Raw genomic sequence first — 13467 nt, forward strand, 5'->3', positions numbered from 1 at the left:
AACGCGCACTCACGCGCGGCAGATCGCGATGATCTCCGCGCTGGCCGCAGCGTCGAACGGCGCGTGCTGCCAGTCGCCGTACCAGTCGGCCGACGGGAATCCGGCCGCGATCACGCGCTCCCGCAGGTCGGGTTGTGTGATGAAGCGCAGCCGGCTCGTGTTCGTCAGCACCGTGTCGTCGCGGCGGAAGCGGTAGTGCGTGTCGAACGTGACGATCGCGCCGTCCACGGAGCGCACCGCATGATGAAGGTCGACGATGCCCGATTCGCGCGATTCGACGCTGCGTGCCGAATGTGCCGGCGTCCATGCACGCCACGGCGCGATGCGCGGATTGCGGGTCTCGAACAGGAAGCGGCCGCCGTCGGCGAGCACGCGCCGCGCGCCGCGCAGCGTCATATCGATTTCCGCGTCGGTCAGCAGGCACTGGAACGCATGCCCGGTCATCACGACCGCATCGAACGGCGGCGCGTCGGGCGGCAGGCCGTCGAGCCCGCACGCAAGCCAGTGGACCGCGTCGGCGCCCGGCTGGCGTCGGGCGTATTCGATCATCGCCGGCGCGGGATCGATCGCCGTGACGTCGTGCCCGGCTGCCGCGAGCCGGCGCGCGAACGTGCCGGTGCCGCAGCCGAGGTCGAGGATGCGTCGGCGTGCGGTGCCGATCACGGACGCGTAGAACGCGAAATCCCGATCGCCCGCGTTGAACAGGTCGTAGACCGCGACGAGGCGCGGGTCGGTGTAGAGCGCTTCGCCGGCGGGCGGGGCGGCGGACGTCATGCGGCCGCGCGTGTCAGCGCTGCTGCACGGCCACGCGCAGCCCGAGCGCGATGAAGATCGAGCCGATGATCTTCCCCTGCCAGCGCGTGAGCCACGTGAGCCGCTTCACGATGCGGCCGAGCGGACGGATCGAGCAGGCGATCAGTGTCGTGTAGAGCGAGCTGAGCACGACGAAGATCAGCCCGAGCACCGCGAACTGCACGAACGTCGAGCCGCGTTCCGGATGCACGAATTGCGGCATGAACGCGAGGAAGAACAGCGCGGTCTTCGGATTCAGCACCTCGGCGGGAATCGCCTGCAGGTACGCCTTGAGCGGCGTGACGGGCGATACGCTCGGCAGCGACGGATCGGACTGCTTCTCCAGCAACGCGCGCACGCCGAGATAGATCAGGTACGCGGCGCCGATCCCCTTCACGACATTGAACGCGAGCGCCGACGTCATCAGCAGCGCCGACAGGCCGACGGCCGCGAACAGCGTATGCACGAAGTCGCCGCTGGCGACGCCGAGGCCGGTCAGGATGCCGGTCTTGCGGCCGCCCTGCACGGTGCGGCTCAGCACGAGCAGCACGGCGGGGCCGGGAATCAGGAACAGGCCCAGGACGACGGCCGTGAAGGTGGTCAGCGTGGTCAGGTCGAACATGACGGCTCCGGCAGGTGGGTGCGGCGGCGGGGGATCGGGGCATTGTATTCGCTTCGGCAGGCGGCTGCAGACGCCGCACGGACACCCGCCCGGGCGGCAGGGCCGCGCCGGCGCCTTTCTGGTATAAGCACGAAAGGACGCGCGGGCAGGGCGTCCGGCTTCCTCCATCGTCCACCGTTTCATGCGCCAGCTTCCTCCGACCACCGATCCCGCAGCGGATGACGAAGTCTTCCACGTGCCGCGTCCGCTCGTCGTGTTCGGCGGCTCGGTCGTCGAGCCCGAATGGCGGCTCGAGCGGCACAGCCATCCGCAGGCGCAGTTGCTCTACACGCTGAGCGGCGTCATCTATTGCGAGATCGACGGCGGCGTGTGGAGCGCGCCGCCCCAATGCACGGTATGGATTCCGGGCGACGTCCCGCACGCAGCGCGCGGCTCGGCCGGCGCGACGTTCTACGCGGTGCTGGTCGAACCGGATGCCGCCCTCGATCTCCCCGCGCGCTGCTGCACGCTGTCGGTGTCACCGCTGCTGCGCGAACTGCTGCTGAAGGCGGCGAGCTTTCCGAACCTGTACGACGTCGACGGGCCGCAGGGGCGGCTGATGGCGACGCTGCTCGACGAACTCGTCGCCGCACCGGTCGAGGACCTGTACCTGCCGATGCCTGCCGATCGCCGGCTGCGCAAGCTGATCGACCATCTGCTCGCCGATCCGGCCGACAAGTCGCCGCTGGCCGAACTCGCGCGGCGCGCGGGCATCAGCGAGCGCAGCCTGACGCGGCTCGCGGCGAAGGAACTCGGGATGAGCCTCGGCGACTGGCGCCGGCGGCTGCACGTCGCGCTGTCGCTGCGGATGCTGACGACCGGCCGCCGCGTGCACCAGATCGCGATCGATCTCGGCTACGAGAGCGCGAGCAGCTTCGTGACGATGTTCCGCAAGGCGACCGGCAAGTCGCCGACGCAATTCCTGACCGACCGGCAACGCTGAACGGTGCGATCCGCACCGTCGAGGCGCGATTGGCCGGATCGAGCAAGCGGTTGGCCGGGACGATAAATGACGCCGTGGGCCTCGATCCATAAAATGAGAATCGTTCTCATCTGGAGGCCGACATGCACATCACCACGACCGAATTCCCGTTTGTCTGGTTGCGTTACACCGGTTCGACGCACACCGACCCCGCCAGCCTGATCGCCGAGCTCGACGCGTTGCTCGCGCGTCGCGAACCGTTCGTTCTTCTGACCGACGATGCGCCGTCCGGCGATGACCGCGGCGCCGACGATCACGAGTTGCGCAAGCAGCTCGCGAAGTGGAGCAAGGCCAACCGCGCGCAGTCGCGCGAATGGATTCCCGCGATGATCGCGATCGAGCCCGACGCCGCGCGGCGCGTGGCGCTCGACGCGTTCTCGGGCGCGTTCGAGAAGGTCTGGGGTTATCCGCTGAACGCGGCCGCCACCCGCGACGACGCACTCGCGCTGGCGCAACGGCTGCTCGACGACCCGGCGCGCCGCGCCGCGGCGGCGAACGGCTGAACCGTCTGCCGCGCCGGCGGCGCGGCGTTCCTCGATACGCAGGCACGGCGGGCGCGCAAGCGTGCGCCGCGGCATGCGGCAAACATGCAGGGGTGTCCGGTGGACAATCCGATCCGCGCGATGCGCATCTTCACGCGCATCGTCGAAATGAACAGCTTTACGCGCGCGGCGCAGGCGCTCGGCATTTCGCGCGCCACCGCGACGCGGACCGTGCAGGAGCTCGAAACGGCACTCGGCATGCCGTTGCTGGTGCGTACGACGCGCGCGCTGCGGGCGACGCCCGAAGGCGACGCGTATTACCGGCGCTGCGTGCGCATCACGGCCGATGTCGACGAGCTCGAGGCCAGCATTCGCGGCGCCGCGCTGCACCCGAGCGGGCCGCTGCGCGTCGAGCTGCCGGCGGCGGTCGCGGACGCGATCGTGCTGCCGGCGCTCGGCGAGTTCCATGCGCGGCATCCCGACCTGGCGCTGACGCTGGGCGTATCCGGGCGCCCGGCCGATCGCATCGGCGACGCGATCGACTGCAGCGTCCAGCTTGGCGAACTGCCCGATTCGTCGCTCGTTGCGCGCCGGCTCGGCACGCTCGAGCGCGTGACATGCGCGAGCGCCGCGTATCTCGACCGCCACGGCGCGCCGCGCACGCTCGGCGATCTGGCCGTGCATCGTGCGGTCGGCACGTCGCCGGTTCCGGGGCAGCGTGCGGCCGAACTCGAGTTCCTCGTCGATGGCGCGGTGCGCAAGGTGCGGCTCGACGGGATCGTCAGTGTGGAGGACGAGCGGGCGTACCTGGCGTGCGGCGTGCATGGCCTCGGGCTGATCCAGCCGCCGCGCGTCGCCGCGCAGCCGCTGATCGACGCGGGGCGGTTGCGGGAAGTGCTGCCGTGCTGGCGGCCGGGTGCGATCGCGGTGTCGGCCGTGTACGTGAAGCGCCCGCATGTGTCGCCCGGCGTGCGCGCGTTCGTCGACTGGATGGTCGAGCGGTTCTCGGAAGCGTCGCGAAGCGGGGAGGGGCTGGTCGTTGCGGCGGGCGTCGTACGGCGGCCGGTGCCGGAAACGATCGAGGTCGGTGATCGCGAGCGTAGTGAGGCCGCGATGGTGTGAAGGAGGCGCGATGGATGTAGCGCGATCAAGCGCTCGCGAGATGGAACGCGCCGGCCATGCGTTCCTGTTCCCTTGCAGGGAGCGCGAGCCGTGTCGCAAGCGTTCTCCACTGGCCGACGATGCTGCTGAAGTCGGCGATGATCTCGTCGGCGTCCTGTAGCTTGAGCCGAAAATATTCGCATACCTCGCGGGCAAGTTCGAGGTCGAGAGCGTTGTCGGCTTCCGTAATGTTGAGTTTCAGCCCGTCGGCGACGGCGACAGGGTTCATGTCGTAGGCTGCCGAGAGCCGCCACCCCGCACCCGGTACCAGAATGAAGCCGTGATTGCGAAGATGATCGTCGGTGTTCGAGACCAGCAAGTTGAAGACGATTCGCGCCCACAGCTCGCGCAAGTCGGCGTTCGGCTGCGCGCCGTGCCGCATGAGCACTTCGGCCAGTTCAAGATAGCTGACGCCAGTCGACGCGTCGTCGCCGTCGACGTGGTTGGTCATGGTCATCGCCGACGCGAAATGCAGGCGTCGGCCCTCCGCCGTCCGATCGAATCGCCGAACCAGGAAGCAGTGATGCTCGCTGGCGAATTTTCGTGCTTCGGCGTGCGCGACGTTGAGGCCGCAACCCACCGCCAGCGCATTGACGACCATCTCCCAACCGCCGACGTCGTAGTCGTCGCGCGCGCTCGGAAACTTCGCGATATAAAGGCGGCCTTGATCGTCGGCCACGCTTGCCTTGGGTCTTGCGCCGCCGAGCGAGCCGCCGGGGGCGATGAGCATCGACAGCCAGTCGCGGCCATTCGGGGCGGTATTGTCGACGTCTTCCTCCAGCGCGCGACTCGCGCGCTCCAGTTCACGGATCTCGGCAAACGGCGGTGCGGCAAGATCGTGACGGTCGTCGAGGAATTCTCCGGTGTCGTCGAGCTTGTAACGCAATGCGCCGACACGGTACAGGTCGTGCACGCCAAGCAGGTAGTCCGACTCGTGCAGGCGAGTGCCTTTCGGTCGCAGGCCGGCGCGAATGTCACGCTCCAGCCTGCGATCCATCAGCATGCGGCCCCATCGATCGGGGCTGGAGTCGGCGAAGGCGCCGAACGTCTCTCGCGGTGGGGCCGGGTATTGGGGGCCGTCGAAGCAACCGATTGCCGGATCGATCTGCACGTTCGCGAATTCGGGTGCCGCCAGCGCGGCAGACGCATACTGGAACTCGAACCGTTCGCTCGCCCGCGTCTTGCGGCTGTGCAGGAGTCCGAGCTTTTGCGGTTCCGCCAAACCGTCCCAATCTGCGTAGATACCGATCGTCGTCATTTCCCTCGATGCTCCCCATGCCGCTTTCGTGCCGGCTTCAGCAATGCGGCAAGGTCGGCCGCCGTCGTGCCGCGGACATCGCCGTGGTCGGTGGTGTCGGAGGCGGCGCTGCCTGTGTCGGTCGCTTTCGTGGTGGAAGACGCGGTTGCACGATTGCGCCGTTTGGGCTCCGATGCTGAGGCAGAAGACGGCGGCGGCACGGTTCGTCGATCGGGCCTCGGTTTGACGAGCCGCGCGTCTTGAAGCTGGCGTCCGAATTCGTCCGTGGCAGCGAGATTTTCCAGATCGTTCTGGAGCCCCAGGACCTGCATGACGGACAGATACGCGCCCATGGTGACGCCCGACCCGCCGGCTTCGAGTGAACGGAGCGTCATCGGCGACATGCCGGCGCGTTCCGCGACCTGCTTGGCCGTCAGTTTCCGGCGCAGGCGCGCAAGTTTCAGCCGCTCGCCGAATTCGGCGAGCAGCTGGTTCGATACCGGCAGGAGCGGGGCGGTCTTCTTTGCCATGAGGCTAATATTTCAACGTTTTGCTAACGGAAATGCCAGAATATTAGCATAATCGGTGCGGTTCATCGGCGTCTCGCGGGCTGGTCGACTATGCGGGATGCCAATATTTTGGCTATTTCTCAAATAAATAGCCAAAATATTGGCATTCTTGTTTCCGTGCCGTGTGCGCGGAGACACCGGGCGTGCCGTGCCGATTCCTACACCGTCCTCAACCGCCCCAGCTCCTCCGCCAGAAAATCCACGAACGCCCGAATCCTCGCGGACATCTGGTGACGCTGCGCATACACCGCATAAATGTCGGCGCCCGGCGTTTCGTGATCGGGCAGCACGACGACCAGGCGGCCGTCGGCGAGGTAGTCGCGCAGATCCCATTCCGCGCGCATCAGGATTCCGTGCCCGTCGAGTGCCCACTTCACGGCGATCTCGCCGTCGTTCGTCGTCAGGTTGCCGTTGATCCGCACGGCTTCCGTATTACGCGCCGTGCCGCGCCCGCTCGTCAGGCGCCAGACGCCGTAACCCTCGTCGCCCTGGCGGATGCCGATGCAGTTGTGCCGCGTCAGGTCGTGCGGCGCGCCCGGGGTGCCGTGCCGCGCGAGATAGGCGGGCGACGCGCACAGCAGCCGGCGGTTCGGCGCGAGCCGCCGCGCGACGACGCGCGAATCGGGCGGCTCGCCGAAGCGGATGCACACGTCGAACGCGTCGTCGGTGAGCGGCGGCGGCATCACCGACAACTGCAGTTGCACCGACACTTCCGGATACCGCGCGACGAAGCGCGAAATCGCCGGGCCGACGTGGCTGCGCCCGAAACCGAGCGTCGCATTCACGCGCAGCAACCCCTTCGGGCGCTGCTTCGCGCTGCCGAGCAACTCGCCGAGTTCGTCCATCTGGTCGAGGATCCGGCGCGCGTAGTCGAGATACACGTCGCCTTCCGGCGTCAGCATCATCCGCCGCGTCGTGCGGTTCACGAGCGTGACGCCCGCGCGCCGCTCCATCTGCGTGAGCCGCTTGCTGACGGCCGCCGCGGTCAGCCCGAGTTCGCGCGCGGCCGCGCTGAGGCTGCCGGACGCGGCGAGCGTCGAGAAGAAGCCGAGATCGGCCGGCTGGACGGTATCCGCCATGACGGGATTCATGAATTCAAGTTAAAGATGCTTTGAGTCTAGCACCGGTTCCCGCACTCCTGGTTCGGTAAAGTGCCTCCACGCTGACGATCAATCGAGGATGTGCGCATGAAGACCTACCGTATCGCAACGATTCCCGGCGACGGGATCGGCAAGGAAGTGGTGCCGGCCGGCAAGCAGGTGCTGGAAGCGCTGGCCCGCGGCAGCGACCGCTTCGCGTTCGAGTTCGAGGATTTCGACTGGGGCGCCGATCATTACCGCGAGCACGGCGCGATGATGCCGGCCGACGGCCTCGACGCGCTGCGCGGCAAGGACGCGATCCTGTTCGGCTCGGCGGGTGACCCCGACGTGCCCGACCACGTGACGCTGTGGGGGCTGCGCCTGAAGATCTGCCAGGGCTTCGACCAGTACGCGAACGTGCGCCCGACGCGCATCCTGCCCGGCATCGACGCGCCGCTGAAGCGCTGCGGGCCCGGCGACCTGAACTGGGTGATCGTCCGCGAGAACTCCGAGGGCGAATATGCGGGCGTCGGCGGCCGCGTGCACCAGGGCCATCCGATCGAGGCCGCGACCGACGTGTCGATCCTCACGCGCGCCGGCGTCGAACGCATCATGCGCTTCGCGTTCCGGCTCGCGCAGTCGCGCCCGCGCAAGCTGCTGACCGTAATCACCAAGAGCAATGCGCAGCGGCACGCGATGGTGATGTGGGACGAGATCGCGAAGCAGGTCGCGCAGGAGTTTCCCGACGTGACGTGGGACAAGGAGCTTGTCGACGCGGCGACCGCGCGCATGGTCAACCGGCCGGCGTCGCTCGACACGATCGTCGCGACCAACCTGCACGCGGACATCCTCAGCGATCTCGCCGCGGCGCTCGCCGGCAGCCTCGGCATCGCACCGACCGGCAACATCGATCCCGAGCGTCGTTATCCGTCGATGTTCGAGCCGATCCACGGCTCCGCGTTCGACATCATGGGCAAGGGGCTCGCGAATCCGGTCGGCACGTTCTGGTCGGTCGTGATGCTGCTCGACCACCTCGGCGAAGCGGAAGCCGCCGCGCGCGTGATGCAGGCGATCGAGGCGGTGACGTCCGACCCGTCGCTGCACACGCGCGATCTCGGCGGCAGCGCGACGACCGCGCAGGTGACGGCGGCTGTCTGCGAGCGTGTCGCGAACGCGGCGATCGCCGCCTGACGACACGGGCGGCGATGGGCGGGCGGGCCGCGACGTAGCGGCGGCGCGCGTGCGCAACCGGTAAGCGGCCGTCGCCCGTTCTTCGTCCTCGTTTTCCTGCCCGCGACTCGCGCATCCGACGCGAGCCGGGCACCCGGGCGCCCGGGCACCCGCTTCGCGGCGGCGCCGGCAAGCATTCACGGACAGAGCACGGCTCGACCTCGAAGGAGGAGACACATGCAAGCGGATCTGGAAACCCGCGTCGCGCGGAAACTGATGTGGCGCATCATTCCGTTCGTGATGCTGCTTTATTTCGTCAGCTTTCTCGATCGCGTCAACGTCGGCTTTGCCGCGATGACGATGAACAAGGCGATCGGCCTGTCGCCGACCGCGTTCGGGTTCGGCGGCGGCCTGTTCTTCATCGGCTACTTCCTGTTCGAAGTGCCGTCCAACCTGATTCTGCATCGCGTCGGCGCGCGCATCTGGATCGCACGCGTGATGGTCACGTGGGGGATCGTGTCGGCCGTGTCCGCATTCGCGGCCGGGCCGACGAGCTTCTACGTGCTGCGCTTCCTGCTCGGCATGGCCGAGGCCGGATTCTTCCCCGGCATCATCCTGTACCTGAGCCTGTGGTTTCCCGCGAAGCAGCGCGCGGTGGCCGCCGCGTGGTTCATGGCGGCCGCGCCGATCTCGACCGCGATCGGTTCGCCGCTGTCGGGCGCGATCATGCAGATGCCGCCGATGTTCGGGCTCGCCGACTGGCAGATGCTGTACATCGTCGAAGCGCTGCCGGCGGTGGCGCTCGGCTTCGTCGTGCTCAGGTGCCTGACCGATTCGCCGTCGCAGGCCGGATGGCTGCGGGCGGACGAGCGCGACTGGCTGGTCGCGAAGCTGAAAGCCGAAGCCGATGCGCGCCACACGCATGCCGGGCATACCGCCGGCGCGTGGCAGGCGCTGCGCGATCCGCGCGTGCTGGCGCTTGCGCTGATCTATTTCGGCACGTCGGCGGGGCTGTACACGCTTGGCCTGTGGGCGCCGTTGATGGTCAAGCAGTTCGGTTTCACCGCGCTGCAGACGGGCCTGCTCACCGGCATCCCGAGCATCGCCGCGGTCGTCGCGATGATCGCCTGGGCGCGGCATTCGGATCGCAGCGGCGAGCGCACCTGGCACGTCGTGATTCCGTGCGTGCTCGCGTGCATCGGCTTCGTGTTTGCGGGGCAGGCGGGCACCGCGCTGCTCACCGTGCTCGCGCTAGTCGTCGTCAACATCGGGATCAGTGCCGCGAAGGCGCCGCTGTGGGCGATGCCGAGCGCGTTCCTGTCGGGTGCCGGCGCGGCGGCCGGCATCGCGATGATCAACTCGATCGGCAACCTCGGCGGGTTCGTCGGGCCGTTCGCGATCGGCTGGCTGAAGCACGTGACGGGTGGTTATGCCGCGGGGCTCTACGTGGTGGCGGGCACGCTCGCGGTGTCGGCGGTCGTCACGCTGATGCTGAGCCGCAAGGGCGAGAAGGAAGCGGCCGTGCCGGGCGTGCGGCATCACTCGTAGGCGCGGCCGGTGCGCCGGGACGGCGCGTATCGCGAGCCCGCCCGGCTTCGTGCACCGAGAGGCACGATCAGCTGTGCGTGAGCGTCAGCGCATGGAACTTCACGACCGTGCCGGGCGTCGTCGGCGGCGTGCCGGACACAACCGTCCGGTCGACGTCGCCGGCCTTGAAACGGAAACGCTCGCTGACGAAGCTCGAATCCATCGTGAAGGTCCCGGTCGTGCCGTTCGCCGTGACGGTGACCGTCGTGCCGCTCTACGACGCCGTCGCAGCGACGTGCCGCGCGATACGCGCCGCACAGGCGTCGGGCGTCGCGTCCGACGTATCGAGCACCATCTGGCTGAATGGCCGCGACGCATAACCTTCGCGATACATCTCGGCGATCCGGCTCCGCTCCCAGTCAGTCAGCGCGCGCGAGCCGCGATTCGACGACGCGATCGCTTCGGGCGGCGCGAGCGTCACGACGAACAACCGCGCATCGCGCGCCTCGCAGGCGGCGCGCAGTCGCCCGAATTCCGTGTCGCCGATCGGATAGGCGATGACCAGATGACGCTCGCGCGTGTTCGCGATCTGCGTGACGAGACGCTCGAGCGCGATCGCCCACTGCACGTCGAACGGTGCGTCTTCGGGCGCATCGTGATCGTCGCCGTCGATGAAGCGCGCATCGGGCAGCATGCGGGCGAGCGCGAGACCGATCGTCGTCTTGCCGCTGTTGATCGGGCCGTTCAGGTGGATGACGGTCAGGGTGGTCATGAGTCAACGAAGAAATCGAACGACTCGCAGCTTGCCATGATTGGTGCGGCGGCGCAGTGCCGTTGGTGCGCTACGCGGCGTGATGCAACTGCGGAAGGGGAAGCGGAAAGGCGGGGGAGAGGACGGGAGCGGCAGGCTGCGTGCGTGAAGAAGAGGATCGACCCGCGCAGCCTGCCCGGCCGTGCCGCATCCAGCGATGCGGCACGGCGTCGAGCGACGCGACTTACTTGTCGTCGCCCTTGATCTGCGGCAGCGCCGATGCTTCGCCCGGCGTCAGCAGCCCGACTTGCGAATACACGCGCAGCTTGTCGCGCGTATCGGTGATGTCGAGGTTGCGCATCGTCAGCTGGCCGATCCGGTCGCGCGGCGAGAACGTCGATGCCACCTTCTCCATCGACAGGCGTTCCGGCTGGTACGTGAGGTTCGGCGACTTCGTGCTCAGGATCGAGTAGTCGTTGCCGCGGCGCAGTTCGATCTTCACTTCGCCGGTGATCGCGCGCGCGACCCAGCGCTGGGCCGTTTCACGCAGCATGATCGCCTGCGGGTCGAACCAGCGGCCCTGGTACAGCAGGCGGCCGAGACGGCGGCCGTTCTCGCGGTACTGCTCGATCGTGTCTTCGTTGTGGATGCCGGTGACGAGACGCTCGTATGCGATGTACAGCAGCGCGAGGCCCGGGGCTTCGTAGATGCCGCGGCTCTTCGCCTCGATGATCCGGTTTTCGATCTGGTCGCTCATGCCGAGGCCGTGACGGCCGCCGATGCGGTTCGCTTCCAGCAGCAGCTCGACCGGGTCGGTGAACTCGACGCCGTTCAGCGCGACCGGCTGGCCGGCTTCGAAGCGCACCGTCACTTCTTCCGCGGCGATCTTCACGTCGTCGCGCCAGAACGCGACGCCCATGATCGGGTTCACGATCTTGATGCCGCTCTCGAGGCTTTCGAGATCCTTCGCTTCGTGCGTCGCGCCGAGCAGGTTCGAATCGGTCGAGTAGGCCTTCTCGGCCGACATCTTGTACGCGAAGCCTGCCTGGTTCATGAACTCGGACATTTCGGCTCGGCCGCCGAGCTCGTCGATGAACGTCTGGTCGAGCCACGGCTTGTAGATCTTCAGATCCGGGTTCACGAGCAGGCCGTAGCGGTAGAAGCGCTCGATGTCGTTGCCCTTGTACGTGCTGCCGTCGCCCCAGATGTTGACGCCGTCTTCCTTCATCGCGGCGACGAGCATCGTGCCCGTCACGGCGCGGCCGATCGGCGTGGTGTTGAAGTACGTGACGCCGGCCGTCGTGATGTGGAACGCACCGCTTTGCAACGCCGCGATGCCTTCTGCGACGAGCTGCGCGCGGCAGTCGATCAGGCGGGCGCCGGCTGCGCCGTATTCGATCGCGCGTTTCGGGATCGCGTCGTAATCGTCTTCGTCGGGCTGGCCGAGGTTCGCCGTGTATGCGTACGGGACGGCGCCCTTGAGTTTCATCCAGTGCAGCGCTGCGCTGGTGTCCAGGCCGCCGGAGAAGGCGATACCGACCTTCTGGCCGGTCGGGAGGCTTTCGAGAATCGTGCTCATAGGAATTACCGTGGATTGAAGCCGGTGGGATCGTATTTCGCGGAATATGCGAGTATCGGCTGTCCGGGAGGTTGGGGCAAGGGTTGATTTTTGTCCGGAACCGTCGCCGGGCCTGTCGCGGCGGGCCTGACGGGCGGTTAACCGGGTGGAGAACGCCGCCCGGGACGGCGCGAAATCACGGCAAATCAGGCGCCGATGAGCGCGGACGCCGGCCGTGTTTCCGGGGCCGGATCGGCCGGATGGCCGGGCTGCAGCGGTCGGGATGCCGGTGTGTCGCGCCGAAAGGAATATGAAAGACGCCGGCATAAAGCCCGGATGCCCGCGAGCGTCAGATATTCCACGACTGGGCGGTATCGAGCAGCTTCTCGCGCAACTGATCGACTTCGCCGGCCAGCTTGGCCGTGATCGACACGTAGCCGGACAGCTGCGGCGGCGGTGCGTCGTGCGCTGGCTCGGCCGGCCGGCGGCGCGGCGCGAGCCGGCTCGGCGTGCCGAACTTGAGCGCGCGGCTCGCGCCCACCAGCGTATCGCGGATGCGCCGGTTCACGGCCTTCATGTCGACGCGCATGTATTCGCGGGCCGCGAGGTCGTCGCGGGCCGGCACCGCGCTCGACAGGATCTCCAGGTAGCCGATGCACAGGCGCAGGCTGCGCTGGATCGCCTCGAGCTGCGTCATCGACGTCTCGCATTCCTTCGACACCGACGGCATCAGCGAGCGCAACTGCACGAGCAGCGCGCTCAGCGCGGCCATTTCCTTCAGGTGCGCGTCGTCGCTCACCTGGCGGTCGCCCGCGACCCGCGCATGCACGGCCGCGCACGCGCGCAGCGCGTCGGCGAGCTTGTAGCGCCACGAATAGGTCGCGTAGAGCGGCAGCGCGAACGAGAACGCCAGCGCGATCGCGATGCCGATCAGCACGTTCACCGCGCGCCACAGGCCGTCGACGATCTCGTTGTCGCCGTGCCCGGCGACGATCACCATCGTGATCGCCGACAGCAGCGCGATGTAGCCGGCCTTGCCGATCGCGTGATACGCGCAGACGCCGCACGCGAGCGCCATCAGCAGGTAGATCGCGATCGGCGCGTGCGCGGCGGAATACAGCAGGATCAGCCCGAGCCCCGCGAGCGCGCCGATCGACGTGCCGAGCGCGCGCTCGGCCGCCTTCTTGCGGATGTTGCCGTGATGCTGCAGCCCGCCGACGACGATCAGCACGGTAATCGTCGACCACTCGCCGTGCGGCACGTTCAGGCCGGTGGACAGCGCGATCGACACGAGAATCGCGAGCGCGACGCGCGCCGCATGGATCAGCTTCGCGTGCCGGTAGCGGCGGTACGGGTCGAGCAGCGGGCGGAGCGCGTTGCGCAGGAGCGGCGGCAGCCGGGCAGGGAACGGGGTGGTCATGGCGGAGCTGGAGTGGCCGGAACGCGCATCGCGGCCTGCGCGGGCCGGCGCCGCGCCGCGTGCGCAGCAGACGTAACG

Annotated in this window: 14 protein-coding genes; 5 read left to right on the plus strand and 9 right to left on the minus strand. The window is 68.0% G+C overall.

What is annotated here, in order from left to right; genetic code table 11:
- Positions 1–9: 9 nt before the first annotated feature.
- Both AB3K92_RS11540 and AB3K92_RS11545 read right to left on the minus strand, forming a co-directional pair.
- A complete protein-coding gene (locus AB3K92_RS11540) occupies positions 10–774 on the minus strand; it encodes a bifunctional 2-polyprenyl-6-hydroxyphenol methylase/3-demethylubiquinol 3-O-methyltransferase UbiG (protein WP_059622324.1) in 765 nt (254 codons plus the stop codon).
- Positions 775–787: 13 nt separating this feature from the next.
- Entirely contained in the window at positions 788–1414 is a 627-nt protein-coding gene (locus AB3K92_RS11545) for a LysE family translocator (protein ID WP_059521594.1), read from the minus strand.
- 181 nt (positions 1415–1595) lie between these two features.
- Here AB3K92_RS11545 and AB3K92_RS11550 point away from each other — a divergent pair, with 181 nt between their 5' ends.
- The 3 genes from AB3K92_RS11550 (at position 1596) to AB3K92_RS11560 (ending at position 4039) form a co-directional block, all read left to right on the plus strand.
- Entirely contained in the window at positions 1596–2396 is an 801-nt protein-coding gene (locus tag AB3K92_RS11550; RefSeq protein WP_042973320.1) for a helix-turn-helix domain-containing protein, read from the plus strand.
- Positions 2397–2518: 122 nt separating this feature from the next.
- Positions 2519–2938 (plus strand): hypothetical protein, encoded by a 420-nt coding sequence (locus tag AB3K92_RS11555; RefSeq protein WP_021157363.1) that lies wholly within the window; start codon positions 2519–2521, stop codon positions 2936–2938.
- Positions 2939–3037: 99 nt separating this feature from the next.
- Positions 3038–4039 (plus strand): LysR family transcriptional regulator, encoded by a 1002-nt coding sequence (locus AB3K92_RS11560; protein ID WP_369465088.1) that lies wholly within the window; start codon positions 3038–3040, stop codon positions 4037–4039.
- A gap of 25 nt (positions 4040–4064) precedes the next feature.
- Here the strand turns inward: AB3K92_RS11560 and AB3K92_RS11565 are convergent, their stop codons facing one another.
- From AB3K92_RS11565 to AB3K92_RS11575, 3 genes are all read right to left on the minus strand, one after another.
- Entirely contained in the window at positions 4065–5336 is a 1272-nt protein-coding gene (locus tag AB3K92_RS11565) for a type II toxin-antitoxin system HipA family toxin (RefSeq protein ID WP_021157361.1), read from the minus strand.
- Positions 5333–5845: a helix-turn-helix transcriptional regulator gene (locus tag AB3K92_RS11570; protein ID WP_059554568.1), complete on the minus strand. Its 513-nt coding sequence runs from the start codon at positions 5843–5845 to the stop codon at positions 5333–5335. Before AB3K92_RS11570 ends, AB3K92_RS11565 begins: the two co-directional genes overlap by 4 nt.
- 197 nt (positions 5846–6042) lie before the next feature.
- Positions 6043–6963 (minus strand): LysR substrate-binding domain-containing protein, encoded by a 921-nt coding sequence (locus tag AB3K92_RS11575; protein WP_059859312.1) that lies wholly within the window; start codon positions 6961–6963, stop codon positions 6043–6045.
- Positions 6964–7071: 108 nt separating this feature from the next.
- Between AB3K92_RS11575 and AB3K92_RS11580 the strand changes: the two genes are divergently transcribed.
- Together AB3K92_RS11580 and AB3K92_RS11585 are read left to right on the plus strand one after the other, a co-directional pair.
- Complete coding sequence (locus AB3K92_RS11580; RefSeq protein WP_021157358.1) at positions 7072–8154, plus strand: tartrate dehydrogenase; 1083 nt, start codon at positions 7072–7074, stop codon at positions 8152–8154.
- A gap of 216 nt (positions 8155–8370) precedes the next feature.
- Positions 8371–9681 carry an MFS transporter gene (locus AB3K92_RS11585; protein WP_059586089.1) on the plus strand — a complete coding sequence of 437 codons (1311 nt, stop codon included), beginning with the start codon at positions 8371–8373 and terminating at the stop codon, positions 9679–9681.
- A 67-nt stretch (positions 9682–9748) separates the two neighbouring features.
- Here AB3K92_RS11585 and AB3K92_RS11590 read toward each other — a convergent pair whose 3' ends face one another.
- From AB3K92_RS11590 to AB3K92_RS11605, 4 genes are all read right to left on the minus strand, one after another.
- Positions 9749–9883: a hypothetical protein gene (locus AB3K92_RS11590; RefSeq protein ID WP_260435709.1), complete on the minus strand. Its 135-nt coding sequence runs from the start codon at positions 9881–9883 to the stop codon at positions 9749–9751.
- 51 nt (positions 9884–9934) lie between these two features.
- Entirely contained in the window at positions 9935–10432 is a 498-nt protein-coding gene (locus tag AB3K92_RS11595; RefSeq protein ID WP_175851130.1) for a shikimate kinase, read from the minus strand.
- Between the two features lie 223 nt (positions 10433–10655).
- Complete coding sequence (argG, locus tag AB3K92_RS11600) at positions 10656–11990, minus strand: argininosuccinate synthase (protein ID WP_021157353.1); 1335 nt, start codon at positions 11988–11990, stop codon at positions 10656–10658.
- 328 nt (positions 11991–12318) lie between these two features.
- Positions 12319–13389 (minus strand): FUSC family protein, encoded by a 1071-nt coding sequence (locus AB3K92_RS11605; protein WP_021157352.1) that lies wholly within the window; start codon positions 13387–13389, stop codon positions 12319–12321.
- Positions 13390–13467: the final 78 nt, after the last annotated feature.

Origin of the sequence: Burkholderia sp. Bmkn7 (assembly GCF_041103175.1) — a bacterium.
GTDB lineage: Bacteria > Pseudomonadota > Gammaproteobacteria > Burkholderiales > Burkholderiaceae > Burkholderia > Burkholderia cepacia.